Consider the following 26,930-nt stretch of genomic DNA (forward strand, 5'->3'; position numbering starts at 1 on the left):
AAGCCGGCAGGGCAGTGAAAGTACAGGAATGTACGCCACTGTCCCGCCGGCTTTCAGTTTGTTTCTCCGGTATATTCAAACCAGTCAAAATCAGCATGATTTTGAGAGTCCTTCCCATCTGCCGTTGCATAAAGCGCGATATAGGTTCCGGTAAATCCCCCGGCAGTCTCTTTGTTTAAGATTGTACCGGATACGGTAGTTCCGGCCTGTATCCATGTCTGACCATCTTGAGAATAATAAAAATCAATGGACTGATATCTCATATGAATTTTGAAATAAACGCAGCCTTTTTCGTATGGAGCTGAATACAGTCTGGTATTGTCACCACAGATTTGGCATGCCAGGACAATGGAGATCCCGGTCTCTGTGCTTTGGAGCATCAGGGAATAATAAAACTGGTTATTATAAAACATGGTTATTCCTGCGGCTTCGCCTTTAGCGGCTGGAATAAATTCCATATAAGTTCTCGCGGTAAAGCACATATGCTGCTGACGTCTTCCAATAAACGCTGGACTGGCGGGCTCTGTCAGCGTGTGAGAGTTAAGGTACAGCCTTAAGAAGCCGGGCCGATCGTTCAGGCTGAAGGTTTTATAATCCGGAGTTCTTAGTAGATTCCAACACGTTCCTAACTCCTGTGTGAGAAAATGATCGCATGCCGGTTCCGGCTCCCAGATACATTCTGGAAGATCAGGCCCTGGATAGGAGAATTCCACGCAGCCTGTCTGAGGACTGAATACAGGCCAGCCGTCTTCCCATGCCATAGGAACTGCAAAAGTTTCACGTCCCAGATTACGGTAATCGCCGCCATCCGGACGTGAAGCCAAGAGAACAGCCCACCATGATCCGTCGTTCAGTTCTATAATATCAGAATGACCAGTGCTGTTAATTGGATAATCGCGTTTCAGGTTCCGATGAGTAATCAGGGGATTGCGAGGGTTGCATTCGTAGGGGCCAAAGATGGAGCGGCTGCGGAATACGGTGCTGCAGTGGTTATGGTCAGTACCGCCTTCGGCAATGATCAGATAATACCAGTCTTTTATGTGATACAGATGCGGCCCTTCGGGAGCCACGGCATCATACAGAGCTCCGTGCTCCAGAAGGGTGACTCGTTCTCCAACGAGTGTTCCTGTAGGAAGATCCAGGCGCTGAAGCCAGATATGGCGGCTTTCACATTCCGGGATGTCTGGATTTGGCCTTCTGTTGCCAAGATAATAGACTTCATCTCCATCAAATACAAGTGTCGGATCGATTCCTTCTGCTCCCTTTATGATCACAGGATCAGACCAGGGGCCGGCCGGATCAGAGGCGGTGACATAGAAATTAATATTGTCGTAATAAGGGGCATTGCCCACCAGGGTAGTCACTACATAGAATGTATCAGTCTTTTCATGATAGCGTATGGTAGCAGCATAGATTCCTCTGGAGGGGCAGAGCCCGTCTAAATTTGCCTGACTCTTTCTGGTAAGGACATGTCCAATCTGATGCCAGTGGACAAAATCTCTGGAATGAAAGATTGGAATTCCCGGAAAATATTCAAAGGATGAGGTGACGAGATAATAGTCGTCCCCTTTTTTGCATACTGAGGGGTCCGGATAAAAGCCTGGCAGCAGCGGGTTGCGCAGTGTGCTCATAAGGTTCCTCCCAGATTCTGGCTGAATAAGAGGCGGAATGATGTCTCTTTGGAATTTAAAATGTGCTGGCGCATGGCTTCTGCAGCCTCATTCCAGTTGCCTTTCAGACATTCGCTTAAAACTGTCAAATGGTCAGTCTGCTCATCCGCTGCCTTTTCTCTCGAACGAATACCAGACAGGGTACGGTAGCGAAGATTTTGATTGTGAATAGCAATATAGCTGTTTTTAAAATAAGTGTTGGGGCAGGCGTTCACAATCCACATATGAAAATCGTCATCTGCCGTAGCGGAGAGGGACTTATCTTCTAAAAGCTTTGTATCAGAAAAAAGCTGATAGTAGCGCAGTGTCTCATCCGTATCCAGGGTATTCCCGTAATTCTTTAGGATATATGGTTCCAGAAGAAGACGGAATTCATATGTCATGTTCATGTCATTAATGGATAAATTAGAGATCATAACTCCTTTTTTGGGAAGTATTTTAACGAGCCCTTCCTGTTCCAGTCTTCCGAGCGCGTCTCTGACAGGGGTTCTGCTGACCCCTGTTTCTTCACAGAGTATCTCTTCATTCAGAAATGTCCCCGGTTCATATTCACAACAGATAATCTTGTTTTTGATAAATTCGTAAGTGCTGTATTTTAATGTGTTTCGGCCTTTTTCGCTTTCTGAACGTTCAGTTTTCATGTTTCCCTCCTTATTATGAGCACTTAGTGGCTATTAAAAGATAAAATAAAAACAACAATGTATACAACATATATCCTCATGATTAATAATCATATAGCATAGATGAAAAAAAAGCAAGAGAAATTCTTTCCATTATTTGGTATTACCGCTAAATAATAAGATATGATAGAATAAATGTATAAAAAAGTAAAAATACATTTGACAAAGTTGTGTAAATGTGATAATAATTAAAATATCCAATGATGTATACAACAAATGAAAGGAGAAGGAGATATGAAAAAATTAATGACACTGGTGTGCGGAGCAATGCTGGCAGCAGGAATCTTAAGCGGCTGTGGAAGCCAGGAAAAGGCGGTGGAACCGACGACGGCTGAAGCTGCGAAGGAGACAACTCAGGAGGCAGGAGAAGAGACAACAGCGGAAGCTGTTAAAACGGAGGCAGAACCCGTCGATTTCAGTTTCTGGTGTATATCTGCTCATGAGGCATTTTACAGATCCCGAATAGACGCGTGGAATAAAGAAAACCCGGATAAACCTATTCAGGTGGATCTGGTCAGTGTCGGTGGGTCAGACAGGCAGAGTAAGCTTCTGGTAGCGCTGCAGACGGGGCAGGGGGCACCCGATTTCTGTGATGTTAATATCATTCACTTTGGTGTGTATTATGATTTTGATGAAATACCATTTGTGTCTCTCACAGATCTGGTGAAGGATGAGGAAGACAAGTTTATTAAGAGTAAGCTGGATATGTATTCTTATAATGGGGAGCTATACGGATCTCCGACACAGGCTGGCGCCAATGTTGTATTTTACAATACAAAAATTATGAAAGAAGCAGGTGTAGATATCGACTCCATAGTAACATGGGACGATTTCGTTAAGGCGGGGGAGACCGTGGCTGAAAAGACTGGAAAGCCAATGACGGCTGTTGAAACTACAGACATGTACCCATTCCAGTCCATGGTACTTCAGAAAGGATCCGATTTCTTCGACGAAGAAGGAAACGTCATCATCAATAATGAGACTAATGTGGAGATTCTGGAGTATTTAAAATCCTGGCTGGATGATGGAATTGCAGTTACGATGCCGGGCGGTTCCAATACCTCAGAGAATTTCTATGAATTCTTTAACAATGACGGTATGGGTGCCCTGATTATGCCTCTGTGGTATATGACGAGGCTTGAAGAGTATATGCCTGACTTAAGCGGTCATCTGGCCGTAAGACCAATGCCTGTATGGGAAGAGGGGCAGCAGTATACCAGTGCTTGTACCGGTGGAACGGGAACCGTTATTACCAATCAGTGCGAAAATCAGGAATTGGCAAAAGAGTTTTTATATTTCTGCAAATTGAGCTATGATGCGAACAAGGAGTGCTATCTGCAGCTGGGATTCGCGCCATTCAGAAGCGATGTATGGGAGGATGAGGCTCTTTCCGTAAATCGGGAATTCTTCAATAACGAGAATGTATTTGGTAATGTGGCGGCTTCTTTAAAGAATTCCAACGCGATCCATAATAATCCAATGGTTCCAAAAGCCTTTGATATTGTATCCTCCGATGTGATGTATTCTGTTTTTGAAGCCGGAACATCGACGCCGAAAGAGGCTCTGGACAGGGCGGCTGACACGTTGAATTCCCAGAAGTAAAGTATCCGGGCAGGTGCCGTCTGATTTGACTGGCGGCACCTGTTTCTAAAAGGAGATGATGTTGTGAAATACTTAAAAAAGCTTGCATACAGCAAAAAAGCGGCGCCTTACATATTTCTTATCCCATTCATTCTGTCGTTCCTGATCTTTAATTTATATCCGATTATCAGCTCCTTTTTAATGAGCTTTCAGAAACTGAAGGGATTTAACAGCTTTACCTGGGTGGGACTGAACAACTATAAAAATTTATGGAATAAAGATTTTTTCACGGCGGTTAAGACAACAACACTTGTGACGGCCGTCGAATGTGTTGTACTTACTGTGTTTCCGTTGATTTTGGCAGTTGTACTCAACACAGGACTTTTTAAGCGAAAAAATTTTTTCAGGGCGGTATTTTTTATTCCAACACTGGCCTCGACGATTGTGGCAGGTATCGTATTCCGGATGTTGTTTTCCGACTCCGGCAATGCGTTTATGAACTCACTGTTAAATGTGTTTGGAATCGAGTCACAGAACTTCATGCTGAATTATAAATGGAGTATTACCCTGATGGTGGTCTTAAGCACCTGGAAAAGCGCTGGGCTGTATATGATCTATTTCCTGTCGGGCCTCCAGACAATTCCAAGGGATGTCTATGAGTCGGCCGAGATTGACGGGGCCGGTGAATTTAAGAAACTGCTTTATATTACGATTCCCCTGCTAAAACCAATTATTATCTACGTCTTTACCATACTGATCTTCGAAGGGTACCGTACCTTCGGGGAGAGCTACGTATTCTGGAAAGAATCCATGCCGGGAAACCTGGGGATGACAATTGTCAGATATCTGTACCAACAGGGCTTTACGTATGGAAATCTGGGATTCGGTTCTGCAATCGGATTCGTCCTTCTTGGTATTGTGCTCATTATTAACCTCTTACAGCTTAAAGGATTTGGGCTTTTCAGAGACGACGATTAGGGGGATTTAAAATGAAAAAAACAATTATACGGTTTGTGGTGAGAAGTTTGTTTCTCCTGCTGGCAGTGATGATGCTATTCCCCATATATTTTATGGTAATAGCCTCTTTAAAGCCTACCAGTGCACTTTTTAAAAATGGAATCGCCATGGTCTGGCAGTTTGATAATCTCTCTATACAGAATTATATCTATACAGTGACAACAAAGTCTGGAATTTACTTAAAATGGTATGGGAACAGTATTTTGGTTATGGCTGTATCGACGGTGCTCTCCTTATTCTTCTCATCTATGGGAGGGTATGCGCTGGGAGCGTATAAATTTAAGGGAAAAAAGTTTCTGTTTACTCTTACTATGATTGTCATGATGATACCGTTGGAAATTCTTCTTATCCCGTTATATCGCATGATTATAAACATGAAGCTGATCAATACAAAGACTGGTTCCATTCTCCCCTTCCTGATTCAGCCTACGGCCATGTTTTTCTTCCAGCAGTTTGTATCCGGAATCAGTAAGGATTATATGGATGCGGCCCGAGTAGACGGCTGTACTGAGTTTGGCATCTATTTTAAGATTATGACTCCTCTGATGCGCCCGGCCTTCGGCGCAATGACCATTCTGCTGGCATTGCGCAACTGGAACGCATTTCTGTGGCCTCTCATTGTGTTTACCACGGATTCTGCCTACACACTTCCCGTGGGACTTGCTTCTTTAATCAGCTCTTATGGAAATAATTATGAATTCCTGATTCCGGGAGCAGTATGTGCGCTGATACCTCTGGTCATCATATTTCTGTTCAACCAGAATCAGTTTGTGGAAGGCCTGTCGGCAGGAGGTGTAAAGGGATGAAAAGAACTGTGGTTGCCGGGTCTCTTGTACTGGATATTCTGCCGGTATTTCCGCACGCTGTAACATCTGATATGCTGCTGGCAGAGGGAAAGGTAACGGAGTGTCAGGGGATGCGTATCTACATGGGAGGCGAAGTGGGGAATACGGGAATTGCTCTGCATCGGTTGGGGGAACCGGTGTTTCTCATAAGTAAGACAGGGGACGATGGAGCAGGATTCCTGATCCGGGAAATGATGAAAAAGGAAGGCGTTCCTTCACTTATTATGGAGGCAGGGGGTATCTCTTCCACCGCGAGTATCGCTTTGGCGGTTCCGGGAAGAGATAAAAGTACAATTCACAGCAGAGGGGCTTCCCAGACCTTTGTGGCGGATGATATTCAGGGGGATTTGCTGAAGGAGGCGGACTGGTTTCATTTTGGATATCCTACTTCTATGAAAACTCTGTATGATCGGAATGGAGAAGAATTTATTCGGATGCTGAAAAAGGTGAAACAGTATGGGCTGGGAATATCGGTTGACATGAGTCTTCCTGATTTAAATACGAATGCTGGTAAGACGGATTGGCTGCCGATTCTGGAGAAGGCGCTCCCGTATATTGATATTTTTATGCCAAGTATAGAAGAGGCAGTCTTTCTGTTTATGCACCGGACATATCAGGAGATGGCAGCGCAATATCGGGGAAGGGATATGACGGAGGTGTTGGGTGAGGAGTTTATTCTTACCATTGCGGACCGTGCGCTGGAAATGGGGACTAAGGCAGTTTTGTTAAAATGCGGAAAAAGAGGTATGGTATTAAAGACCGGAGAACACTGTCCCTGGGGGGAATCATGGAATGGCAGAGAACTGTGGTGCACGCCTTATAAGCCTGAAAAGATTCGTTCTGCTACAGGCGCAGGCGATACGGCGATAGCCGGATTTTTAAACTCTTTTAGACGGGGCTGTACGCCGGAAAAGGCGCTTGATATGGCTGCGTTTACTGCTCTTAGATGTATGGAATCTTATGATACCGTGAGTAGAATCGGTACTTATCAGGAGATGGAAGCGATAAAGAAAGAGGCGGGGGAGCGGTTAAACGGGCCGGATAGCAGTGTGTGGACGTATTGTATGGAATCCGGATGCTATGTGGGGAAAAATGACAGAAGAAAGGCGAGATAAACGATGTATGTATCAATGAAACCTATTTTAGAGCATGCTCATATTCATGGATATGCGGTTATGGCGATGAACAGTATCAACATGGAGATGGTACGGGCTGCAGTAAATGCCGCCCAGGCAGAACATTCTGCGGTTATCATTAACATTGGAATGGGACAGATGAAAAATCACGCACATCCGGAAGATATGGTACCCATGATCCGGCGGCTGGCGGGGCGTGCTTTGGTACCTGTAGCTTTAAATCTGGATCATGGACAGGACTTCACCTTTATCTGTGAGTGCATGAAACGGGGATTTTCGAGCATTATGATAGATGCCTCCGCGCTTCCGTATGAGGAGAATATAGCCAGGACCCGTCTGGTTTGTGAAATGGCGCATCCATTAGGGATCTGCGTGGAGGGAGAGCTGGGCCATGTCGGCCAGGCCGCGGACGGTGATGACGAAAATGGCGGGCTCTATACGGAGCCTGGTCAGGCGAAAGAGTTTGCAGACAGAACCGGTGTCGATGCACTTGCAGTGGCAGTAGGAACTGCGCATGGGAATTATCCGAAAGGAAAGACACCTAAACTGGATTTTGAAAGAATACGTCTTTTAAAAAAGATTCTTAACATGCCCCTTGTACTGCATGGCGGTTCAGGTGCAGGAGAAGAGAATTTAAAGAAAGCTGTAGCATGCGGTATTAATAAGGTGAATGTGTGTACGGATGCATTTGGCATAGGGATCCAGTCAATCGAGAAGCAGATAAATGAAAATCCGGGAGTGGATTATATGCATCTCTGCATGGGGGTGGAGGAAGAATTGACCAACTATATAAGAACGTTTATGAGAACAATCGGATCTTCCGGACAATACTATTTCGGAGAAGGTCCCTTGTCGGGAAATGAATAAATAAGACACCTAAAAACACTTGAAAAACAGCCCCAATCCACCTATACTAATCATAGAAGCATCGTGGCAGGTCAGCGGAGAAGGAGGCTTTAATATGAACATTTTAGTAGTAACTGGAAGCCCGAGAAAAGGCGGTAACACAGAGATACTGGCAGATGCGTTTGCCCAGGCCGCAAAGGAGAGCGGCCACGAGGTGACCGTGCGGAAGTTAAGCCGGCTGAAGGTAGGCCCCTGTCTGGCCTGCGAGTACTGTTTTACCCATGACGGCGTCTGTGTGCAGAATGATGATATGAATGAGATTTTGCTGGATGTACATAAGGCGGATATGCTGGTGCTGGCATCGCCCATCTACTGGTTCGATATCTCGGCGCAGATCAAGTGTTTTATCGACCGGATGTATGCGTGTGCCAAAACGGGATTTCACATCACTTCGGCGGCCATGTTGCTGGATTCCGGCTCACCGGGGGTCTATAACGCAGCCCAGGCCCAGTTAAAGGACATCTGCGATTACCTGAAGTGGGAGAATAAAGGAGCTTTTACGGCGCCTGGTATGGTAGAGAAGGGAAGTATCTATCAGTCCGCGGCGCTTGCACAGGTCAGGACGTTTGCAGAGAATCTGTAGGCATGGGGCCGGTATCCATATGGATGCCGGCCTTTCCTATTTTATTTTTATATTTACCATCACCGAATCAACTGAATACTGCCAATAACAGGCAGCTTCTTCTTCTGCCCCTGAAAGGCGGACACAATTCCCATAACAGCCAGAATCAGAACGACGCAGTTTAAAAGATCGCCAATTAAAGTCATGTGCGGAATAAAAGAGATGCAGCCGAACAGAATGTTTGCGATCAACAGAACCAATCCCTGGTTCAGATGAAAACGGACAAAAGAATCTTTTCCGGCAGCAAGAGCCGGGATGATGATCAGAATACTTAAGTAAGAGAGACAGGCATAGAGTTTTGAAAATTTTGCCGGTGCATTCTCGTGATTTAAATCGTGAGTTAACCGGCAGGGTTTGTTCCGGATTCGCTTTTGCAGCATGTAAGTATATGTGTCTGTCGGCACGGCTCTAAAAAAATCCATTGTCAGTTTCCTGACTGTAACATAGTAAATCATCTGAAATAGTACTTGAAATAGTCAGACATTTTTCTATACAAAAACAGAACATATGTTCGAAGATTCTATTGCACAATTCATGCACATATGATATAATTGATTTATGGAAAAAGTATATGAAATATCAGAGGAAACAAAATTAACATATGGTCGTGGATATGTATATTCTTTACAGTACCATCTTATCTGGTGTACCAAATATCGGAAGAAGGTATTAACAGATGGAATCGATATTCAATGTAAGGTGATGCTGACAGAACTGGCGGACCAGTATTCTTTTCAGATCCTGGCGATGGAGGTTATGCTGGATCACATTCATCTGCTCCTGGACTGCCGCCCACAGTTCCTGATATCAGACATGGTCAAAATCATGAAGGGAAACCTGGCCAGAAGGCTGTTCTTAGACCATCCGGAATGAAAGAAACAGTTGTGGGGAGGCCATCTCTGGAATCCATCTTACTGCGCAGTGACTGTCAGTGACAGAAGCCATGAACAGGTGAAACACTATATTGATTCCCAAAAAGAACGGTAACGGGGGGAAAGAGGATGAACAGGGCTTATAAGTATCGTGTCTATCCGACTGCAGAACAGGAACAGCTTTTGATGGATACATTTGGAAGCTGCCGGTTTGTTTATAATCATTATCTGGCCCTGCAGTCGGAGAACTATCAGCAGGGCAAGGCATACAGGAATAAGACTGTCTGCAATAACGACTGCAACCGAATTCTCAAACAGGAGCAGCCATGGCTAAAACAAGTGGATAAATTTGCCCTGACGAATGCCATCTATGCGCTGGATTCGGCGTACCAGAGATTTTTCAGGAGACAGGGCGGTTATCCCAGATTCAAGAGCAGGCATCACAGCCGTATGTCCTACACTACGAACTATACGAATGGAAATATTGCCGTACTGGCTGGTGAGATCAAGCTGCCAAAGCTTGGGAAGGTGGGGGCAGTTGTGCACAGAAGGGCACCGGAAGACTGGCGTCTGAAACAGGCCACGGTATCAAGGGAAAGTGACGGCAGTTATTATGTGTCAGTCCTTTACGAGTATGAGGCTGCGATTATGCCGCAGGCAGTTAATCCAGAGCAAGTGATTGGACTGGACTATAAATCGGACGGATTGTATATGGACTCAGAAGGCAGGTGCTGTGGCATGCCTCATTATTATAGAAAGAACCAGAAGAAGCTGACAAAGGCGCAGAGGAAGCTGAAAGCGAAGCTGCTGCAGTCAGTAAATTACCGGAAACAGCAGAAGAAAATTGCCCGTATTGCAAAAAAGGCAGCCAATCAGAGAAAAGATTATCTGCACAAAAAATCAACTGAGATAGCCAATCGGTACGATTTAGTGTGTGTGGAAGACTTAAGCTTGAGGGCGCTGGCAAACAGAGGGTTCGGGAACGGAAAAGCGACCATGGATAACGGGTATGGATCATTTCTTACGATGCTAAAGTACAAACTGGAGGAGAGAGGAAAGCGTCTGATCCGCATCGAAAAGTGGTATGCATCCTCGAAGACCTGTAGCCGTTGCGGCGCGGTCAAGATGATGCCGTTATCGGTCCGCCGTTATGAGTGCAACTGTGGAATGAGCATGGACAGAGATTTAAACGCTGCGATCAATATCAGAAACAGAGGGTATGAGATATATCTAAAGGCAGCATAGAAGTAATCATAACCTGTAGGGCCGGGACGGTCCGAACAGAATAATCAACGCCTGTGGAGCTGGCATAAGACCTGTTAGATAGAAGGGCAATTGGCGCTGAAACAGGAAGCTCGTGTATTTATACATGAGTATGTTCACTGTTTCATGGTAAGACCTTCCTTTCATGGCAGAGTGATTCATTAGCAGTTTTTATGCGATCCCGAATACAATGCACTCCTTTATGGGCCTGCATACCTCCCAGGCACTCCCGGTTGCATCCTGTGCAGGTGAAAATCCGGGAACCGGCACCTGAAGAGGTTTTCTTAACCCATTCGGGATCTGCGATCAGCTGGCGGCTCATGGCGGCCAGTTGGATTCGTCCTGATTTCAACTGTTCTTCCACGAAATCAGGAGAACAGAGCCGCCCTACTCCGCAGACCGGTAAATCGGTCAGACGGCTGACCTCATCACAGAAGGGTAAAAAGCAGCCCTGACCGTGAAAATAGGGATGTGAGGCCGGCGGTATGGTATCGCTTAGGTCGGAATGGTTGGCCAGGGTGACGTGAAAGCTGTTCACGCCAGCCTGCTCTAAAAGCGGAACAAAGACCGGAAGCTCTTCCTTCAGCACTCCGGCGTTCCCATAATGGGGATCTTCCTGGCGGACTGCCAGCTTATAATCGATGGTCATATCGGGAAGTGTTTTCCGGACGGCGGCGACTGCTTCACAGGCAAAACGTGCCCGGTTCTCCGCGCTTCCTCCATACCGGTCTGTGCGCTGATTGTAAATGGAGGAAGAAAAACTTCCGCACATCCGGTCGCCGTGGATTTGAATGACATCAAACCCGGCATCCTTTGCTAAAACGGCCGCTTTGCCGAAGCCCTGTGTGATCTCGGCAATTCTTTTGTCGGTCAGGCCGGTTATATAGCCGGATACCGTATCGTTTAAAAGGACTCTCATCTCATCCGGTTTGATCTTTCCGGTGATCATGCCCGGCAGATATTTGATCAGACTGCGGAACTGCGAGTCCGACATGTGCAGCTGGGCGGCCGCCAGGGCGCCGTTTTTGTGAATCGTTTCCGTGATCCGGCGGTAACGGAGAAATCCTTTCCTGCTGTACAGGGACAGAAATGGACTCTTCAGCACAGGCACATCCCCGATGATGATCATGGCTGTTCCGCCCCGGGCGATGGCGCCCAGTTTTTCTAAGTACTCCTCTTCCTTAAGGCCCATGGAGGTGGGGGCGAAGATAATTCGGTTTTTCAGGGTTACATTTCCCAGTTTAAAAGGGCTGTTAATAGTCTCATACATGGTTCTGCCCCCCTTTACTGCCTTCCCGGCTGCAGACGCGCCGGAGCAATTCCAAAAGCTGTTCTCTCTGCCCGTCGTTCAAGTTCCGGCAGACGATCTCGTCCCAGTCATGAAGCAGAGTGTGAAGTTCCTTGAAAATGACTTCCCCCTGCACTGTAAGCGTTAAATGGTAATGCCGGTGATCCACGGTGTCGCGGGTGCGGACTGCGTAGCCTAACTGTTCCAGTTTGCCAATGCACCGGGTCACATGCCCGTTGTCTGCCCTGAGAAAATGGGCGGCATCACTGAGTGAACAACCGGGATTTTTACCAATGTAAATAATATAATAAAACAGGCCATCCGTAAGACCGTACTGCTTGAGTCTAGCATCGGAATAGGCATTTAAATCTTTTCTTAGGGCAGTAATATAATAAGCGAGAGAATCTGGCATGGGAAGCGCTCCTTTCAATTTTCAATCTAACTTTCAATTAAAACTTAAAAATAAGCAAATAAAAAGTATTTGACTAAGTCAAATTATATTCTTAATAGTTGACTTTGTCAAATACTTTTTATTTATTGTGGAATTAAGCCTTCCGTTTGCGGATAACTCCGGTGAGCCGCCCGCACCAGCGCCCGGCATTCTGAGATTTTGTCATGCAGCAGCTCCCGTTCCTCGCCGGAGGTATTCTGGTACAGTTTTTCCTCGATCAGCTGGGACTGGATAACCAGATGGTAGTAAAACTGCGTGTCGGTTACGCCCTGGTGGCAGATCTTTGACAGCAGCTTAGAGGCGTAATCGTATTTTTTCAGCAGTGTCTCAGTGGCTGTGCTGCGGTGGTAGGGGAAGAGAAGGCAGTTGGCGGCGTAGGCGATCACGATTCCGGCCAGCACGTAGGCCAGACGGATCAGCAGCATCCGCCCTACAGGCGCCCAGCCAAATGCGCTCATAAACACCGCGCCGCCCAGCGCTCCGATGGTGGAACAGGTAAATGTTCCCGTGTAATCTGAGAAATAAAAGCTTAAATAGCCGGACAGCATCATGATGACGGTCCTGCCGGCCGGAGACGGAACCAGGGAATAGAGAATCACACTGAATACGCCTCCTGCCACGGTAGCGAAGAAACGTTTCCCGGCCTTCTGCCCCACATCATCGGCATAAGGGAGAGAGACTGAGGCAAGGGTAAACAGAAGCCATTTTCCGTGAGGAAGATTCAGGCTCTTAACCAGCAGTGTTGCGAGTGACAGCAGAAGCGCAACCCGCAGGGCGTAGATGACGCGTACTTTACTGATTTTTAATGCGGCCTGAATTCGGATGGAAAGAGAGAGCAGGGTCGGACGGAAATTTGACTTCTTATCGGGATCCGCCATATGGACCAGGTGATTTCTGATGTACTCCAGGCTGTCGTAAAATTCTGCCTGATGCAGGTCTTTCTCATCCGTAATAAAATCATCTCGCGCAATGAGGTGAGGAGCCGTGGTCTTCATATTTACATAGGCCTCAAAGTGGTCCAGCTGGACCAGCGTCTTTTCCAGCATATCCTGGTATTTTTCCGGATGTTCGGTCTGAGACAGCAGAATAAGCAGGTATTCCAGGCCGCGCCCGGAATCGACCACGGCGAAGTTGGCATCGGATATACACAGCTCCTTACGCCTTCTGTCGTAGACCATGCGGCTGAGGCGGCGGATATTCTTTCGGACATCTTCCAGACTTTCCGGTGTTTCGCTGCCGGATAAGAGACAGGATATATACTGCTTTGCCTCCCCGATCAGCGTAAGAAGTACGTCGGAAACCGTCTCCGCGGCCCGATTCCGTCCCATGACCAGCTGATAGAGGATGATACAGACTGCTCCCGTCACCATGGCCATAATCCGCTTTGGAAGCTGTTCCGGGCTGGAGGGGGATATGAAAATCAGGAACAGGTAGGACAGAATATAAGGAAAATACAGATGTCCGGAGTATTCATACGTATAGAGATACAGGATTAAAAAAATCATGATAAAATTGATTGGAAGAGCGATCCATGGATTTAATGTGACAACCAGACAGGCGGCAGCTGCCATCAGCACCAGGACCGCAGACTGCGCAAGCAGATGCTTAAATGGTGTGGAGGTTAAGTCGCGGACCATGGAGGCCGACATCATGATGGCAAAGATAACTCCGACAATGGAATTTTCTGCTCCGAATACTTTCTGGAACACATTGACGTAAGCGATAATAAACAGAAATGACAGAGTGGCGAATTTCAGATTTTTGCGTATACTCTCCTGAGCCGCCGACAGGATGGAACTCTTTTTGGGTATTGCCATAGATAAAAACTCCTTTCTTTCGAAAGTATATCGTAGCACAGAAAAAACGGCAGTGCAAGAACGTCCCATTTCTTAAATATTTATGAAGAACTGGATAAAGATGGAAAAAAGGCAGGCCGCAGCGGTCATCCATTATACGGATGACCGCTGCGGCCTGTTGCATACAGTGCTGATTATCTGTGCGATTTCTCTGTTTTTCGGTATTTCTGGTTGCGTATGTAGAACTGTATACGGCGTCAGATCCGGATTCGCATCAGGAAAGGGATTCCTTATACTGCTTCAGTGCTTTTGCCAGCTGATCCGGGCAGGAGGTAGGTCTGGGGCCGCAGTGAATGCCGTCGAGACGTTTGATCGCTTCGTCTACGTCCATGCCCTCGATCAGACGGCCAAGGCCCTGTGTATTTCCGGAACATCCGCCGATGAAGCGGACATTGGTGAGTTTGTTGTCCTGTACGTCAAAATTAATTTCCTGTGAACATACGCCGTGTGTTTTATAAATCATGAATCATTCCTCCAAATTTCTTTTCTTTTTACTCGTTTTCTGTCTCGTTTATCTGTCCCTGCATTTTTACAATTATACAGAATAAGGGAACAGATTGTCAATAGCGGCAGATACTTACCCCGGGACTTTTGAGCGCTGGGGCAAAACAGGCCGTAAACAACAAAATAAGTTATTCTAAAAACCGAAATTTCATTGCATCCCTTTAGCCGATTGTCCTTCTGTCTGGATCGAACGGATCTGCCGTTTCAAAATCCCTTCCTCATTCTGGATATTTGCGTTGGATTCTTCCCGCAGCTCTCTTCCATCATGGCAGATGTAATAGCGCTCATCCTCAAAGACGGTGTATGTCATGTTGTAATACTTCCCGATATCTTCTTTATAAGCCTGCATGATATATTTACAGTATCGGAGCAGGAGATCGTAAATGCGAAATTGACGGATAGCGTATCGAAGTACGCAGTTATTGCAGTGTTGCTGGAGGCGGAAGTACACCGGTCGGGAGAGTTATTTGGAATCAAGTACCTGAAATTCAAGAAGGAGCTGTTTCGTAATCCATATTTACAGGGTGTAAATTTAATGTTTCCATTTTTGGAGAGAAGACAGGCCATATTTATTGATTTTGTAGTGTTTTTTTTCATTTCTATATTATCCAAGAAAAACATATCGAAATATGATATAATGAAATAATAAAAAGATGAAAGGAGATTAATAAATGAAGTGTAAACCAATGATTGCATGGCTGCTTTCGGCAGTTATGCTGGCAGGAATACTGCCAGTGACTTCTCTTGCGGAAGAAAAGCCAACTTATGCAAATCACCAGGAAGACACTGCTGACTGTGGCTTTACAGAGGGAAAGACATGCAGGCACAACATTCATACAAAGAAGTGTTACACAAAAGAATATGTCTGTTTGGTGGAAGAGAAGACAGCATCCAAAAGTGATGCGGATATCCCACATGAACATACGCAGGACTGTTATAAACTGGATTGCCCGCATGAGCGGGGGATACATACAACAGATAACAAAGAACAGGAAGACACCCCTGACTTCTCAGGACAGAATATCCCCAAAGCAACAGACAGTAATGCTGCCCAGCCGCTGATGGCGGCCCCATATGCTATTAGTGGAGATGGATATTCCTTTGATGAAAATAACGGAGAGCTGAATATTTCCAATGATGAGGGTACCACAGGATGGCAGAGTAATCCCAATATAGACAGCGCCGACATCATATCGGTTGTTGTAGAAGATGGTGTGACAAAGATTAAAGAAAAAGCGTTTATGGACTGCAAAAATCTCAGTAACCTGGATTTTTCAGGCTGCAACAGTCTTAAAACAATTGAACATTCGGCATTTATGGGCTGTGAGAATCTTTTACTGAACGAATTGCCAGATCAAATAACCACGATTGGAGGAGAAGCGTTCAAGAACTGTACGAAACTGGCTTTGACCTCCCTCCCGGACAATCTGACCGGCATGGAGACTGGTGTATTTTCAAACTGCAAAAATCTGGAGCTGTCCTCATTGCCTGACGGTCTGACCAGAATCCCGAGTTTTGCATTCTTTCAATGTGAAAACCTAAGTTTGTTGACGATTCCTAATACTGTAAAAGAGATTGGGAATTCGGCGTTCAGCGGCTGTATCAATCTTGAACTGGATTCTCTTCCTGACCAGCTGACCCAAATCAATGAGTTGGCTTTTAGCGGCTGCCGCAAGCTGAATCTCACAGAGCTTCCTGACCAGGTGAAGACCATCGGTAAATATGCATTTAACGAATGTTCGAGTCTGGCATTGGAAAAGCTTCCAAGCAATATAACTTCCATTGGCGAAAGAGCATTTTCGGGATGCACTGGAATAACCTCACTGACTCTCTCAAACGTTGTTGCGCCAACATTAGATAAGAACGCTTTTGATGATATCCCTAACCTGATTCTTTTTGTGCCTTACAATGCCACGGGCTATGATGGGGAAAACTGGCCAAAAGAGCGGGTGGTTTACGGGGCGGCACTTTCTGACCTGACGATAAATAGCGGTACTCTTAATCCTGATTTTTTTCCGGGAAGGAATATCTATGGGGTACTTGTTGACAACAGCGTGGAGCGTGTGAGCTTAACCCCTTATGCCCACAATAAGGAAACGATTACCGTAAATGGAATCCCTGTCAACAGCGGGGCAGCTTCAGGGGATATTGAATTAGTGGAGGGGAGAGCAATTGTCATCATTGTGGAAGTGAAAAACAGTGATGCAGACAAACGTACCTATATGATTCATGTTTCGCGGGAGTGGGCAGATAGTATTCCTGTGAAGGGCGTGGAACTGAATCATACAGCTCTGACTCTCTACACGAACAAAAGTCCGGAATCAGCACAATTATCCGCTGTTGTTAAGCCTGAAGATGCCACAAATCAGACAGTTAACTGGAGTTCCAGCGCTCCGGATATCGCAAAAGTTGATAACAACGGATTGATTAGCGCTGTTTCTCCCGGTGAGGCTATCATCACAGCCACTACCGTGGATGGCGGCAAAACAGCCTCCTGCATGGTAACGGTAGAAGAGGAAACCATGGTCCCTACTCCGGTGACAGGCGTGACGCTTAATTTAGATGAGCTGACTCTCTATACCGACAAAGCTCCGGATACTGCTGAATTATTCGCTGAGATACAACCGCGAGACGCCACAAATCAGACGGTTACCTGGAATTCCAGCGCTCCGGATATCGCAAAAGTTGATAACAACGGATTGATCAGGGCTGTTTCTCCCGGTAAAGCCATCATCACAGCCACTACCGTGGATGGCGGCAAAACAGCCTCCTGCATGGTAACGGTAGAGGCGGAAACCACGGCCCCGACTCCGGTGACAGGCGTGACGCTTAATTTAGATGAGCTGACTCTCTATACCGACAAAGTTCCGGATACTGCTGTATTATTCGCTGAGATACAACCGCGAAACGCCACAAATCAGACGGTTACCTGGAATTCCAGCGCTCCGGATATCGCAGCAGTAGACAGCGGCGGCAGAGTGCGTGCCATATCGCCTGGATTAGCTGTTATCACGGTTACTACTGTTGATGGTGGCAGGACGGCCTCGTGTGCGGTTACGGTCAAACAGGAGGAACCATCCGGTGACAGTGGAAATGAAGGAAGCAATGGCAGCAGCGGAAGCAGCAGTTCCTCTGATGACAGCCCAGATTATTACTACCGTGTCCTGACTGACAAAGCTACCGGAATCACAGTGGCCGGTAACCAGATTAACAGTAATGCGGTTTTGACCGTCAAACCGGACACCTTCCATCAGGCCGGACATCCCGGCTGTGATATTCTGCGTGGGGCTCAGGCGGCCGGCCGGGTGCTGTCCTTCTGCGACATATCCCTTTCCCACGGATTTCTGGGTAATGTTACGGTTACAATTCCTGTGGAAGGCAGGGACGGGCAGGCTTTGACAGCAGCACGCTGTGTTGGCGGTAATCTGGTCTTATTGAACGTAATCGTGGAAAAAGGGATGGTGACGGTAACCGTAGACAGCCTTTCTCCAATTGCATTGCTGAATAATATTTATACACTGGATACTTTAACCGCGCCTCAGATACCGGAACCCGCTGCGTTACCTCCTGATACAGATAACCTACGCCGCTACCGCGTAAAAAAAGGTGATACTCTTTCAGCGCTGGCTCAAAGATATCATTGTACCGTTGCTGAGATTGTTGCGGCAAACCAAATTATTAAAAACCCGAACCTCATTCTTCCAGGCTGGGTACTTAAAATTCCATAATGCATAATAATCCATAATGCGTAACAAGAGATTATGCAAAAAAGATTGGGATGCCTATAGCAGAGCAGGAAAAGGTTCCGGGAATAGAGAATCATATCGCCTCCACGGCGGCCCGGAACCTTTTTTCTGTCTTTGCGCTTATGTAATGTGTACCATAAACCGTTTTTAGGTAAGGGATTCCTTATACTGCTTCAGCGCTTTCGCCAGCTGATCGGGACAGGATGTCGGTCTGGGACCGCAGTGGATTCCATCGAGGCGTTTTATGGCTTCGTCAACGTCCATACCTTCCACGAGACGGCCAAGTCCCTGGGCGTTGCCGGAGCAGCCGCCTACAAAGCGGACATTGGTGAGTTTGTTTTCTTTGATATCAAAATTAATTTCCTGCGAACATACGCCGTGAGTTTTATAAACCATATATCGTTCCTCCATGAATATTATTTACTGATTTTTAGTCCTGTTGTCTGCCGGTTCCTGTAATTATACAGCAGTCTTTATCATTTTTATCGCTATACCGAATAAGGAAATGGATTGTCAACAGAGACGAAAACAGTTATAATACTCAATATATGCAGAGTACCCGGGATGGGAACTTAAAAATAAGGAGGCGCTCTATGTTAGGAATTATCGGAGCCATGGATGTGGAAGTGGCGGAAGTAAAAGCGGCAATGCAGGATGTGGAAGTAAAGACTATGGCCGGCATGGATTTTTATAAAGGTACGCTTAAGGGAAAAGAGGCGGTGGTGGTCCGTTCAGGAATCGGCAAGGTGAACGCGGCGGTGTGTACGCAGATTCTGGTAGACCATTACGGTGTGGATGCGGTCATCAACACGGGAATCGCCGGTTCTTTGAGAAATGAGATCGAGATCGGGGACGTGGTGCTTTCCACCGATACGGCGCAGCATGATATGGATGCGACTGGGTTTGGATACCCGGTGGGACAGATTCCGCATATGGAAGAATTCTCGTTTCCGGCCGATGAAACGCTTCGGAATCTGGCTCTGAAGTGCTGTAAGGAAGTGAATCCTGACATTGGAGTTTTTACCGGAAGGATCGTTTCCGGGGATCAGTTTATTTCCGATCAGGTTAAAAAAGACTGGATTGCGGAAAATTTTGGAGGCTTCTGCACGGAAATGGAGGGGGCGGCGATCGCTCAGGCGGCGTACTTAAACCACGTTCCATTTTTGATTATCAGGGCGATCTCAGATAAGGCTGATAACAGCGCAACCATGGACTACAGCGAGTTTGAGGTAAAGGCGGTGCGCCACTCCGTAAACCTGATTTTAGCCATTGCAGAAAGGTATTCATGTTAAGTTAAGAATCGAATCCTGACGGGATTTGACGAACGATTCTAGGCTCTCTCATCTTCCCAAAGGAAGTTTCGGTGGTTATAATAATCCTATCACCGGAACAACCGGGAAGAAAGGGGAGCTATTATTATGCTGGAATTTTTACAGACAGGCAAAGCGCTGTACGTGCTTGCAGCCGTATGCGGCCTTGGAGTCGTGACCAGATGGCTTACACGTAACCTCTACAAAAGATTAATTAAAGAAACGGACAACATGTCACTGACGAAGAATAAGAATCTTCGTGCATTTAAGCAGAAGACAGAAAGCAACTATCAGATGAATCAGGGGATTCCGAAAATAAAGCCTTACTTAGAGAGGCAGATGTATGATTTCAGATTTATGCGTATGACGCTTAACGGATGGAACACCTTTTCCAATCAGATGACGCTTCTTTGTTTCCTCGCAGGAGGGGCGGCGGCGTTCGGCGCATACTGGTATCGTACCGATCCTTATTACATAGTACTGTACGGCTCCATGGGAATCCTGGCAGGGCTTTTTACAATCCTTGTAGACCACGGGGCAGGAGTCGCGGACAAGAAACAGCAGCTGTTCACCGCGCTCGATAATTATCTGGAAAATACGCTGATCTACCGTTTGGATCAGGAACGAGATGAAACACAGGCAATATCGGGGCCTCATATGGAAACCCGTGAAAATATCCGGTCGATCTATCCCGTGGCAGCAGGTACTGCACCAGGACAGGCAGAAGAGCCGGAGCAACAGGAAAACGTGCGGGGAAAGCAGAGAAACAGGACGGAGCGCATGAAAAACCAGCTGAAGGCGGAATCGCAGGCTCGCAGACAGAACAGCGGCCGTTCCGACGGAAGGCAGAGAGATGGAAGGCAGGGCGGTATTATACAGGAAAATATTATGGCAGAAACCGGTATGGGAATGGCATCTGACGAGGCGTCAGGAATTGCCGGTAATCAGAATATGGCGCAGGAAATGGCGCGGAGCGGCAGCGGGCCGTCAGAGATGGAAGGATCCATCCGGGATGTGGACTATTTAAAGAAGAGTCTGGAACAGATAGCGGCGAGCCGCGAACGGGGAAGAAGCGTAAAACAGCAGGAGGACTGGCTGAAGGATTTGAACCCCGATGAATTAAAGCTTATTGGGGAGATTCTGCATGAATATCTGACTTGAACATTTGGGAGAGAAAGGAAAATTGTATCGCAATTGGAGGGGATTTATGATATACTGTTCCTGAACAGGCATTCTATAACCTGAAACAAAAGGAAAAGGAGAATGATAGAAATGGGAAAAGAAGTAGTATTTGATTATTCCAGAGCAGCAGGCTTCGTCTCAGCAGAAGAGATGGAAAATATGAAAGCCACAACGTTGTGTGCAAGAGATGTGCTGATGGACAAGTCCGGCGCAGGGAATGATTTTTTAGGTTGGATTGATCTTCCGGTAGACTATGATAAGGAAGAATTTGAGAGAATAAAAAAAGCGGCGGCCAAGATTCAGAACGATTCTGATGTACTTCTTGTAGTTGGTATTGGCGGTTCCTATTTAGGCGCCAGAGCGGCCATTGAGTTCTTATCCCACAGTTTCTATAATGTATTGCCGAAGGGAAAACGCAAAACTCCGGAGATTTATTTCTTAGGCAACAGCATCAGCAGCAAATACATCCACGACTTAAAGGATGTGCTGGAAGGAAAAGATTTCTCCGTTAATATCATATCCAAGTCCGGTACAACGACAGAACCGGCGATTGCATTCCGTGTCTTCAAGGAGATGCTGACCGAGAAGTATGGCCGTGAAGAGGCGAACAAGAGAATTTACGCTACGACGGACAAGTCAAGGGGTGCACTTAAGAATCTGGCGACGGAAGAGGGTTATGAGTCCTTTGTCGTGCCGGATGACGTAGGTGGACGTTTCTCAGTCCTGACAGCGGTCGGCCTGCTTCCGATTGCAGTATCAGGCGCTGATATCGATAAATTAATGGAAGGTGCTGCGGCAGGAAGAAAGGCGGCTCTTGAGACTCCATATGAGTCCAACTCCGCATTACAGTATGCAGCCGTGCGCAACATCTTACATAGAAAAGGCAAGGCTGTTGAGATTGTGGCCAACTATGAGCCAAGCCTTCATTACGTTTCCGAGTGGTGGAAACAGTTATTTGGTGAGAGCGAAGGAAAAGACCGCAGAGGTATTTTCCCGGCAGCTGTGGATTTAACCACGGATTTACATTCCATGGGCCAGTTCATCCAGGACGGTTCCCGTGTGATGTTTGAGACCGTGCTGAATGTCGAAGAATCACCGGCCGAGATCCTGCTTCAGAAGGAAGAAGTGGATACGGACGGCATGAACTACTTAGCAGGCAAAAATGTGGATTTCGTCAACAAGAGTGCCATGAACGGCACGATCTTAGCCCATACAGACGGCGATGTACCGAACCTGATGGTAAAGATCCCGGAACAGGACGAATACTGCTTAGGACAGTTATTCTATTTCTTCGAGTATGCATGCGGTGTCAGCGGTTATATTCTGGGTGTCAATCCGTTCAACCAGCCAGGCGTGGAGAGCTATAAGAAGAATATGTTTGCGCTTCTGGGCAAGCCTGGATATGAGAAAGAAAGAGAAGAGTTGTTAAAGAGATTGTAAAATAGAATAAAGGGCCCGTATTCCATGACTGGGTGAGCAGTTGTGGGGTGCGGGCTGTTTTTTATCCATTTTTGCAATATCCTACTTGATCGTTAAGGCGGTAATATGTTCCAATCCATAATTTTCCCTGACTATACAAAAAATTAATATGTTCAATAAATAAGTGTATGATATAATATAAACATACATCAAAGCCGTTGGGGTAACTGCAGACCATCGAACCCTATGAATCCGGTGCAGCCTGCTGAATCGATGGATCCACAGGGATTGGCTGGCGTTTCCGGCATAAGTGAATAGAAATGGAGAGACGGACACTATGAAAGGGAAAAGAACATGGAAGATAGCGGTGCTGTCCCTGTCGCTGGTTTGCGCAGTATCTGGCTGCGCCCGGGAAAGCAGGCGCGTGCTGGATCCGAAAAAACCGACTGTTATAACGGTCTGGCATGCATATAATGCTTTTGCAAAGATGATATTTGATGAAAAGGTGACAGAATTTAATGAGACGAAAGGGCTGGAGCTGGGAATCGTCGTGGATGCCTATGGCTTTGGTTCGAGCGGGGAACTGGATGACGCTTTGTTTAACTCCGCCAATGAGATCATCGGATCTGACCCGCTTCCCAATGTGTTTACGGCGTATCCGGACAGCGCATACCGCCTGGATCAACTGGCGCCCCTGGTGGAAATGGAAGAGTATTACAGTGCCAAGGAGCTGGGGCGGTACCGCGCAGAATTTCTCAGCGAGGGTGACTGGGGAAAAGATGGCCGCCATAAACTGATTCCTGTAGCGAAATCGACAGAGCTTTTATTTGTGAACGAGACGGGCTGGAAGCAGTTTCGCTCGGATACAGGACTTTCAGATGATGTACTTAACACATGGGAAGGACTTGTCTCAGCGGCAGAGGAATATTATAGATGGTCCGGCGGGCAGCCATTACTGGGAATGAACAGCTTTAACGACTTTGCAGTGCTGACCGCGGTTCAGGATGGAGCGGATCCATTTCCTGCCGATGGGGAAAATCATTCATTTGTCTATTCCAGGGAGACCGCGAGGAAGGCGTGGAATGCCTATTACGTCCCTCATATAAACGGCTGGTATAAGAGCAGTGTGTATAATCAGGATGGGCTAAAGAGCGGCAGTCTGCTGGCCTACATCGGTTCGTCGGCCGGCGCCGGATACTTTCCTAAAGAGGTGATCGTGGATGGGGAGAACCAGTATCCCATCGAATGCAGGGTGAGGCCCTATCCGACCTTTGAGGGAGGGAGCGGCTATATGGCTCAGAGGGGAGCGGACATGGGAATATTCCGTTCCAGCGAGGCTTCCGAGTACGCCGCCGCGGAATTTCTGAAATGGTTTACGGATCCTGAGCGGAATATTGAGTTTACCGTTTCCATCGGATATATTCCGGTTGAAAATCAGGCGCTGTCATCTATCGAGGCGCTGGAAAATTTCGTACAGATGAGCGATAATACAGATGCGGTAAAAAAGAGCGTGACAGCGGCCCTTGAGGCGATGCAGGAAGGGAAGTTCTACGTCAGAAGGCCGTTTGAGAATTCGTATGAAGCAAATGAACGGTTTTCCCGTTCCCTGGAGCGGAAGGTGGAGCTTGATCTGAATGAGCTTCATAACAGAGTGGAGAACGGCGAAGACAGGCAGACAGTGATTTCCGGTTTTATGGAAGATGAGAACTTTGATAAATGGTATCAGGATTTAATGAGAGAAATGGTTGGAGAGGTAAATGAATAAAAAGGTGAGAAGTGATTCGATCGCCTTTAAACTGGCGCTTACGTTTGTGGTGTCGGTTGTGATTCAGAGTCTGTTGATGACGGCCCTTCTGAGTCTGGGCGGTGTAATCGGGCAGTCCCGGGAGAATGCGTACCAGATTTTTTCAGAGAAAGTGAAGAACCGCGCGGTGACAATCGAAGGGGAGATGAAGAATGTCTGGACGAATTTTGAACTCTATACCGATGAGCTGAGCCGGTATTTCGCGGAAGCAGAGAGAGATGAGAACGGGGAACTGCTGGAAAAGGAAGAACTGCTTAAGGCGGCCGCCCCGACCGTGCTGAATGCGCTGTACTATACGAAAACCACGGGTGCATTTTTAATATTAGACAGGGGAGACGATGAAAACGGCAGCTACCCGGCTCTTTATTTCAGGAATGCCAATCCAAACCGGGTCGATGAGCGCAATTCCAATACCTATCTCCTGGCCGGTCCCTGGGATGTGGCACAGGAGACGCAGGTGGTGACGGATGCCGCATGGAAGTACCAGCTGGAGCTGACGGATGCAAACCGTGCGTTTTATGAAAAACCATTCAGCAGTATAGGGCTGGCAGGCGATGAAAAACTGCTGGGCTATTGGTGTCCGCCGTTCAGGCTCTATGACGGTGGGGAAGAGGTGGTAACGTATTCGATTCCTCTGGTGGACCAGCGGGGAAGGGCGGTCGGTGTATTCGGCGTTGAGATCTCGTTGAATTACCTGTATAAATATCTGCCGCCATCCGATCTGATGGCCGTGGACTCCTACGGCTATGTGGTCGGAATACATACCGGAGAGAACGGTGAGATCCGTCCTCTCGTCACCCACGGAGCTCTCCAGAAGCGTATTCTGCAGGGGGCCAGTCCTATGGAGCTTAAGGCAAAAGATGCGGAGAACGGTATTTTCCAATTGGAAAACCATAATGGAAATGAGGTAATCTATGCGTGTCTGAAACAGATGGGCATGTATTATAATAATACTCCTTTTTCGGAAGAAGAGTGGTATCTGATCGGCCTGATGGATGAAGATGCGCTGCTTCGGTATCCACGCCGAATCCAGGAGATTCTGGTCTATTCATTTCTCATTTCACTCTGCGCAGGCGCAGGGATTGCGGTGCTGATCAGCCGGTGGTTTACCCGTTATTCAAGGCTTCTGGAGCTCTCGGAGGTTCCGGTGGGAGTCTATGAGATGGGCTCTAAGGGAAATAAGGTCTACATGACGAACCAGGTTCCCCGGCTGCTGGGATTATCGAAAGAGCAGGAACGGGCTTTTTGCAGGAACCAGGATGAATTTCAGGCGTTCTTAAAGAAGATTTGCGAGAAGCCGACAGAGGATGAAAATGTATTCTGCCTGGAACGGCCGGAGGGAAAACGCTGGATCCGTCTGACCTTTCGTGAGGACGACGGGAAGAAGAGCGGAGTCGTGGAAGATGTGACAGAGGAGACGCTCAAGACTCAGTCACTCAGAGCGGAAAATGATCTGGACGGCCTCACCCGGGTGCTGAACAGAAAGGCCTTCGAGCGCCGGCAGCAGAAATGGGATGGAATGCTGCGGCTTGGAAAACCGCTGGCAGTCCTGATGTTTGATTTGAACTGCCTCAAGGGGGTAAATGACCAGTTTGGACACGAGACGGGCGATAAGTACATACGCTTTTCTGCCAGAGCGATCTCCGGAGCCTTAAGGGATGCATGGATCTACCGCATCGGCGGGGATGAGTTCGCAGCTGTGCTTGAGGGAATGCCTGAGAACTCGATTGAGGAATGCTGCCGCCTGTCAGCTGGCCAGGTGGAGGCGTATGGAAAAGAGAATGGGTTTGAAGCGGGAATCGCCTGGGGATATGCGATATCGGCTCCGGACAGTGCGGAGGCATTCGGTGATCTGTTATCCCGTGCGGATCATAATATGTATGAGATGAAGAAACAGATGAAGAGCATAGATAAATCTTGAAGTAAGAGGCCCGTGGCTGTAATCGGATGAGGATTGCAGCCATGGACCTCTTGTTTTAGCATAGGTTTTCTGAGATTAGTCTTGCTGTATCAATCACTTTCTTCGGATACTCTGAGAGATGTTCCGTCATACGGACGGTGGGGCCGGAGATGCTGATGGCCGCAATTGGTTTTTGGCTGGTGTCAATAACCGGCGCTCCGATACAGGTAAGCCCGAGTTCATCTTCCTCGACACTTAAACAGTAGCCTCTGCGGCGGATCTCATCTAATGATTCTAAAAGTTTTGAAGGCTCTGTGATGGTATGCGGGGTCATAGGGGTCAAGGATACATGGTCTAAAAAGTCCCGGATAAATTCATTCCCCATGAATGCAAGCATGGATTTTCCAGTCGCGGTGGAGTAGCAGGTTTTCGGTAGACCAACAAATGATTTCATGTGAAACGCGATCGCACCGTCAATCTTATCTATAAAACGGATATTCCAGTCATCATCCCATATGGCGAGATGCACAGTCTCGCGGACATTTCTCTGAAGCTCTTCCAAATGCGGGCGGGAAGCCTGCAGAATCTCCATGCGGGCCAATACAACGGAGCCGAAATATGAGAATTTCATTCCAAGGCGGCACCGGCCATACTTATCCTTTTTAACAAAACCTCTGGCTTCCAGGGTAGCCACAAGTCGAAATACCGAACTTTTTCCCAACTCCAGTTTCTCTGCTATTTCTGTCAGTGTCAAAAAATTATATTCTCCCAAAAGTTCAATGATTCGCAGTGCGTTTGTTACGGACTGCAGCATGTATTTTTCGTTCTGTTCGTTCGTTGTATATTCCACAATTATTATCCTTTCCCAAGTCGCTACT

General features: G+C 47.1%; 23 protein-coding genes and 1 pseudogene. 14 read left to right on the plus strand and 10 right to left on the minus strand.

What is annotated here, in order from left to right:
* Positions 1-53 precede the first annotated feature (53 nt).
* Complete coding sequence (locus DFR60_RS14395; RefSeq protein WP_110323493.1) at positions 54-1,631, minus strand: glycoside hydrolase family 43 protein; 1,578 nt, start codon at positions 1,629-1,631, stop codon at positions 54-56.
* Positions 1,628-2,311: a GntR family transcriptional regulator gene (locus tag DFR60_RS14400; protein WP_110323494.1), complete on the minus strand. Its 684-nt coding sequence runs from the start codon at positions 2,309-2,311 to the stop codon at positions 1,628-1,630. The genes DFR60_RS14395 and DFR60_RS14400 overlap by 4 nt, the downstream gene beginning before the upstream one ends.
* A 273-nt stretch (positions 2,312-2,584) precedes the next feature.
* On the opposite strand from DFR60_RS14400, the gene DFR60_RS14405 reads away from it, so the two are divergent.
* From DFR60_RS14405 to DFR60_RS14430, 6 genes are all read left to right on the plus strand, one after another.
* Positions 2,585-3,952: an ABC transporter substrate-binding protein gene (locus DFR60_RS14405; protein ID WP_167437602.1), complete on the plus strand. Its 1,368-nt coding sequence runs from the start codon at positions 2,585-2,587 to the stop codon at positions 3,950-3,952.
* A 63-nt stretch (positions 3,953-4,015) separates the two neighbouring features.
* Entirely contained in the window at positions 4,016-4,909 is an 894-nt protein-coding gene (locus DFR60_RS14410) for a carbohydrate ABC transporter permease (protein ID WP_110323497.1), read from the plus strand.
* A gap of 11 nt (positions 4,910-4,920) precedes the next feature.
* Positions 4,921-5,754: a carbohydrate ABC transporter permease gene (locus DFR60_RS14415; protein WP_110323498.1), complete on the plus strand. Its 834-nt coding sequence runs from the start codon at positions 4,921-4,923 to the stop codon at positions 5,752-5,754.
* Positions 5,751-6,908, plus strand: coding sequence for a carbohydrate kinase family protein (locus DFR60_RS14420; protein ID WP_110323499.1), 1,158 nt, complete (start codon positions 5,751-5,753; stop codon positions 6,906-6,908). Before DFR60_RS14415 ends, DFR60_RS14420 begins: the two co-directional genes overlap by 4 nt.
* Positions 6,909-6,911: 3 nt before the next feature.
* Positions 6,912-7,796 (plus strand): class II fructose-bisphosphate aldolase, encoded by an 885-nt coding sequence (locus DFR60_RS14425; protein ID WP_110323500.1) that lies wholly within the window; start codon positions 6,912-6,914, stop codon positions 7,794-7,796.
* Between the two features lie 94 nt (positions 7,797-7,890).
* The gene (locus DFR60_RS14430; protein ID WP_002605480.1) at positions 7,891-8,418 is read left to right on the plus strand and encodes a flavodoxin family protein; all 528 of its coding nucleotides are present in this window, start codon (positions 7,891-7,893) and stop codon (positions 8,416-8,418) included.
* A 59-nt stretch (positions 8,419-8,477) separates the two neighbouring features.
* On the opposite strand, the gene DFR60_RS30905 is transcribed toward DFR60_RS14430, so the two are convergent.
* Positions 8,478-8,879: a DUF4870 domain-containing protein gene (locus DFR60_RS30905; protein ID WP_243005076.1), complete on the minus strand. Its 402-nt coding sequence runs from the start codon at positions 8,877-8,879 to the stop codon at positions 8,478-8,480.
* 136 nt (positions 8,880-9,015) lie between these two features.
* Between DFR60_RS30905 and tnpA the strand changes: the two are divergent.
* Positions 9,016-9,444, plus strand: a pseudogene (gene tnpA / locus DFR60_RS14440) (IS200/IS605 family transposase).
* A gap of 14 nt (positions 9,445-9,458) precedes the next feature.
* Positions 9,459-10,574 carry an RNA-guided endonuclease TnpB family protein gene (locus DFR60_RS14445; RefSeq protein ID WP_110323501.1) on the plus strand — a complete coding sequence of 372 codons (1,116 nt, stop codon included), beginning with the start codon at positions 9,459-9,461 and terminating at the stop codon, positions 10,572-10,574.
* 142 nt (positions 10,575-10,716) lie between these two features.
* On the opposite strand, the gene bilR is transcribed toward DFR60_RS14445, so the two are convergent.
* The 5 genes from bilR to DFR60_RS14470 all read right to left on the minus strand — a co-directional run bounded on the left by bilR (position 10,717) and on the right by DFR60_RS14470 (position 15,001).
* Complete coding sequence (gene bilR, locus DFR60_RS14450) at positions 10,717-11,862, minus strand: bilirubin reductase (RefSeq protein ID WP_110323502.1); 1,146 nt, start codon at positions 11,860-11,862, stop codon at positions 10,717-10,719.
* Positions 11,855-12,292 carry a bilirubin utilization transcriptional regulator BilQ gene (bilQ, locus tag DFR60_RS14455; RefSeq protein WP_110323503.1) on the minus strand — a complete coding sequence of 146 codons (438 nt, stop codon included), beginning with the start codon at positions 12,290-12,292 and terminating at the stop codon, positions 11,855-11,857. Before bilQ ends, bilR begins: the two co-directional genes overlap by 8 nt.
* Positions 12,293-12,414: 122 nt before the next feature.
* Entirely contained in the window at positions 12,415-14,148 is a 1,734-nt protein-coding gene (locus DFR60_RS14460; RefSeq protein ID WP_110323504.1) for an FUSC family protein, read from the minus strand.
* Between the two features lie 253 nt (positions 14,149-14,401).
* Positions 14,402-14,650: a TIGR03905 family TSCPD domain-containing protein gene (locus tag DFR60_RS14465; protein ID WP_002605485.1), complete on the minus strand. Its 249-nt coding sequence runs from the start codon at positions 14,648-14,650 to the stop codon at positions 14,402-14,404.
* A 189-nt stretch (positions 14,651-14,839) separates the two neighbouring features.
* Positions 14,840-15,001, minus strand: a complete 162-nt coding sequence (locus DFR60_RS14470) for a hypothetical protein (protein ID WP_207659540.1) — start codon at positions 14,999-15,001, stop codon at positions 14,840-14,842.
* Positions 15,002-15,362: 361 nt separating this feature from the next.
* Here DFR60_RS14470 and DFR60_RS14480 point away from each other — a divergent pair, with 361 nt between their 5' ends.
* On the plus strand, positions 15,363-18,419 hold the full coding sequence (locus DFR60_RS14480) for a leucine-rich repeat protein (RefSeq protein WP_110323508.1): 3,057 nt from the start codon (positions 15,363-15,365) through the stop codon (positions 18,417-18,419).
* A gap of 165 nt (positions 18,420-18,584) precedes the next feature.
* Here the strand turns inward: DFR60_RS14480 and DFR60_RS14485 are convergent, their stop codons facing one another.
* Positions 18,585-18,833 carry a TIGR03905 family TSCPD domain-containing protein gene (locus DFR60_RS14485; protein WP_110323509.1) on the minus strand — a complete coding sequence of 83 codons (249 nt, stop codon included), beginning with the start codon at positions 18,831-18,833 and terminating at the stop codon, positions 18,585-18,587.
* 197 nt (positions 18,834-19,030) lie between these two features.
* Between DFR60_RS14485 and DFR60_RS14490 the strand changes: the two genes are divergently transcribed.
* The 5 genes from DFR60_RS14490 to DFR60_RS14510 all read left to right on the plus strand — a co-directional run bounded on the left by DFR60_RS14490 (position 19,031) and on the right by DFR60_RS14510 (position 26,073).
* A complete protein-coding gene (locus DFR60_RS14490) occupies positions 19,031-19,729 on the plus strand; it encodes a 5'-methylthioadenosine/adenosylhomocysteine nucleosidase (RefSeq protein ID WP_110323510.1) in 699 nt (232 codons plus the stop codon).
* A 126-nt stretch (positions 19,730-19,855) separates the two neighbouring features.
* Complete coding sequence (locus DFR60_RS14495; protein WP_110323511.1) at positions 19,856-20,908, plus strand: hypothetical protein; 1,053 nt, start codon at positions 19,856-19,858, stop codon at positions 20,906-20,908.
* A 111-nt stretch (positions 20,909-21,019) separates the two neighbouring features.
* Complete coding sequence (locus tag DFR60_RS14500; RefSeq protein WP_110323512.1) at positions 21,020-22,369, plus strand: glucose-6-phosphate isomerase; 1,350 nt, start codon at positions 21,020-21,022, stop codon at positions 22,367-22,369.
* A gap of 316 nt (positions 22,370-22,685) precedes the next feature.
* Complete coding sequence (locus DFR60_RS14505; protein WP_110323513.1) at positions 22,686-24,113, plus strand: extracellular solute-binding protein; 1,428 nt, start codon at positions 22,686-22,688, stop codon at positions 24,111-24,113.
* Positions 24,106-26,073 carry a diguanylate cyclase domain-containing protein gene (locus tag DFR60_RS14510; RefSeq protein WP_110323514.1) on the plus strand — a complete coding sequence of 656 codons (1,968 nt, stop codon included), beginning with the start codon at positions 24,106-24,108 and terminating at the stop codon, positions 26,071-26,073. Before DFR60_RS14505 ends, DFR60_RS14510 begins: the two co-directional genes overlap by 8 nt.
* Before the next feature lie 55 nt (positions 26,074-26,128).
* On the opposite strand, the gene DFR60_RS14515 is transcribed toward DFR60_RS14510, so the two are convergent.
* Positions 26,129-26,902 (minus strand): IclR family transcriptional regulator, encoded by a 774-nt coding sequence (locus DFR60_RS14515; protein ID WP_110323516.1) that lies wholly within the window; start codon positions 26,900-26,902, stop codon positions 26,129-26,131.
* Positions 26,903-26,930: the final 28 nt, after the last annotated feature.

The organism is Hungatella effluvii (assembly GCF_003201875.1).
Taxonomy (GTDB): Bacteria; Bacillota; Clostridia; order Lachnospirales; family Lachnospiraceae; genus Hungatella; species Hungatella effluvii.

What these genes read in the sequence shown, in the direction of transcription:
- DFR60_RS14445 (WP_110323501.1), top strand. Translation starts at nt 9,459, where the DNA reads ATGAACAGGGCTTATAAGTATCGTGTCTATCCGACTGCAGAACAGGAA.
- DFR60_RS14500 (WP_110323512.1), top strand. Translation starts at nt 21,020, where the DNA reads ATGGGAAAAGAAGTAGTATTTGATTATTCCAGAGCAGCAGGCTTCGTC.
- DFR60_RS14510 (WP_110323514.1), top strand. Translation starts at nt 24,106, where the DNA reads ATGAATAAAAAGGTGAGAAGTGATTCGATCGCCTTTAAACTGGCGCTT.
- DFR60_RS14480 (WP_110323508.1), top strand. Translation starts at nt 15,363, where the DNA reads ATGAAGTGTAAACCAATGATTGCATGGCTGCTTTCGGCAGTTATGCTG.
- DFR60_RS14400 (WP_110323494.1), bottom strand. Translation starts at nt 2,311, where the DNA reads ATGAAAACTGAACGTTCAGAAAGCGAAAAAGGCCGAAACACATTAAAA.
- DFR60_RS14505 (WP_110323513.1), top strand. Translation starts at nt 22,686, where the DNA reads ATGAAAGGGAAAAGAACATGGAAGATAGCGGTGCTGTCCCTGTCGCTG.
- DFR60_RS14485 (WP_110323509.1), bottom strand. Translation starts at nt 18,833, where the DNA reads ATGGTTTATAAAACTCACGGCGTATGTTCGCAGGAAATTAATTTTGAT.
- DFR60_RS14430 (WP_002605480.1), top strand. Translation starts at nt 7,891, where the DNA reads ATGAACATTTTAGTAGTAACTGGAAGCCCGAGAAAAGGCGGTAACACA.
- DFR60_RS14465 (WP_002605485.1), bottom strand. Translation starts at nt 14,650, where the DNA reads ATGATTTATAAAACACACGGCGTATGTTCACAGGAAATTAATTTTGAC.
- DFR60_RS14415 (WP_110323498.1), top strand. Translation starts at nt 4,921, where the DNA reads ATGAAAAAAACAATTATACGGTTTGTGGTGAGAAGTTTGTTTCTCCTG.
- bilQ (WP_110323503.1), bottom strand. Translation starts at nt 12,292, where the DNA reads ATGCCAGATTCTCTCGCTTATTATATTACTGCCCTAAGAAAAGATTTA.
- DFR60_RS14495 (WP_110323511.1), top strand. Translation starts at nt 19,856, where the DNA reads ATGCTGGAATTTTTACAGACAGGCAAAGCGCTGTACGTGCTTGCAGCC.
- DFR60_RS14395 (WP_110323493.1), bottom strand. Translation starts at nt 1,631, where the DNA reads ATGAGCACACTGCGCAACCCGCTGCTGCCAGGCTTTTATCCGGACCCC.
- DFR60_RS14405 (WP_167437602.1), top strand. Translation starts at nt 2,585, where the DNA reads ATGAAAAAATTAATGACACTGGTGTGCGGAGCAATGCTGGCAGCAGGA.
- DFR60_RS14470 (WP_207659540.1), bottom strand. Translation starts at nt 15,001, where the DNA reads ATGACATACACCGTCTTTGAGGATGAGCGCTATTACATCTGCCATGAT.
- bilR (WP_110323502.1), bottom strand. Translation starts at nt 11,862, where the DNA reads ATGTATGAGACTATTAACAGCCCTTTTAAACTGGGAAATGTAACCCTG.
- DFR60_RS14425 (WP_110323500.1), top strand. Translation starts at nt 6,912, where the DNA reads ATGTATGTATCAATGAAACCTATTTTAGAGCATGCTCATATTCATGGA.
- DFR60_RS14490 (WP_110323510.1), top strand. Translation starts at nt 19,031, where the DNA reads ATGTTAGGAATTATCGGAGCCATGGATGTGGAAGTGGCGGAAGTAAAA.
- DFR60_RS14420 (WP_110323499.1), top strand. Translation starts at nt 5,751, where the DNA reads ATGAAAAGAACTGTGGTTGCCGGGTCTCTTGTACTGGATATTCTGCCG.
- DFR60_RS14460 (WP_110323504.1), bottom strand. Translation starts at nt 14,148, where the DNA reads ATGGCAATACCCAAAAAGAGTTCCATCCTGTCGGCGGCTCAGGAGAGT.
- DFR60_RS30905 (WP_243005076.1), bottom strand. Translation starts at nt 8,879, where the DNA reads ATGGATTTTTTTAGAGCCGTGCCGACAGACACATATACTTACATGCTG.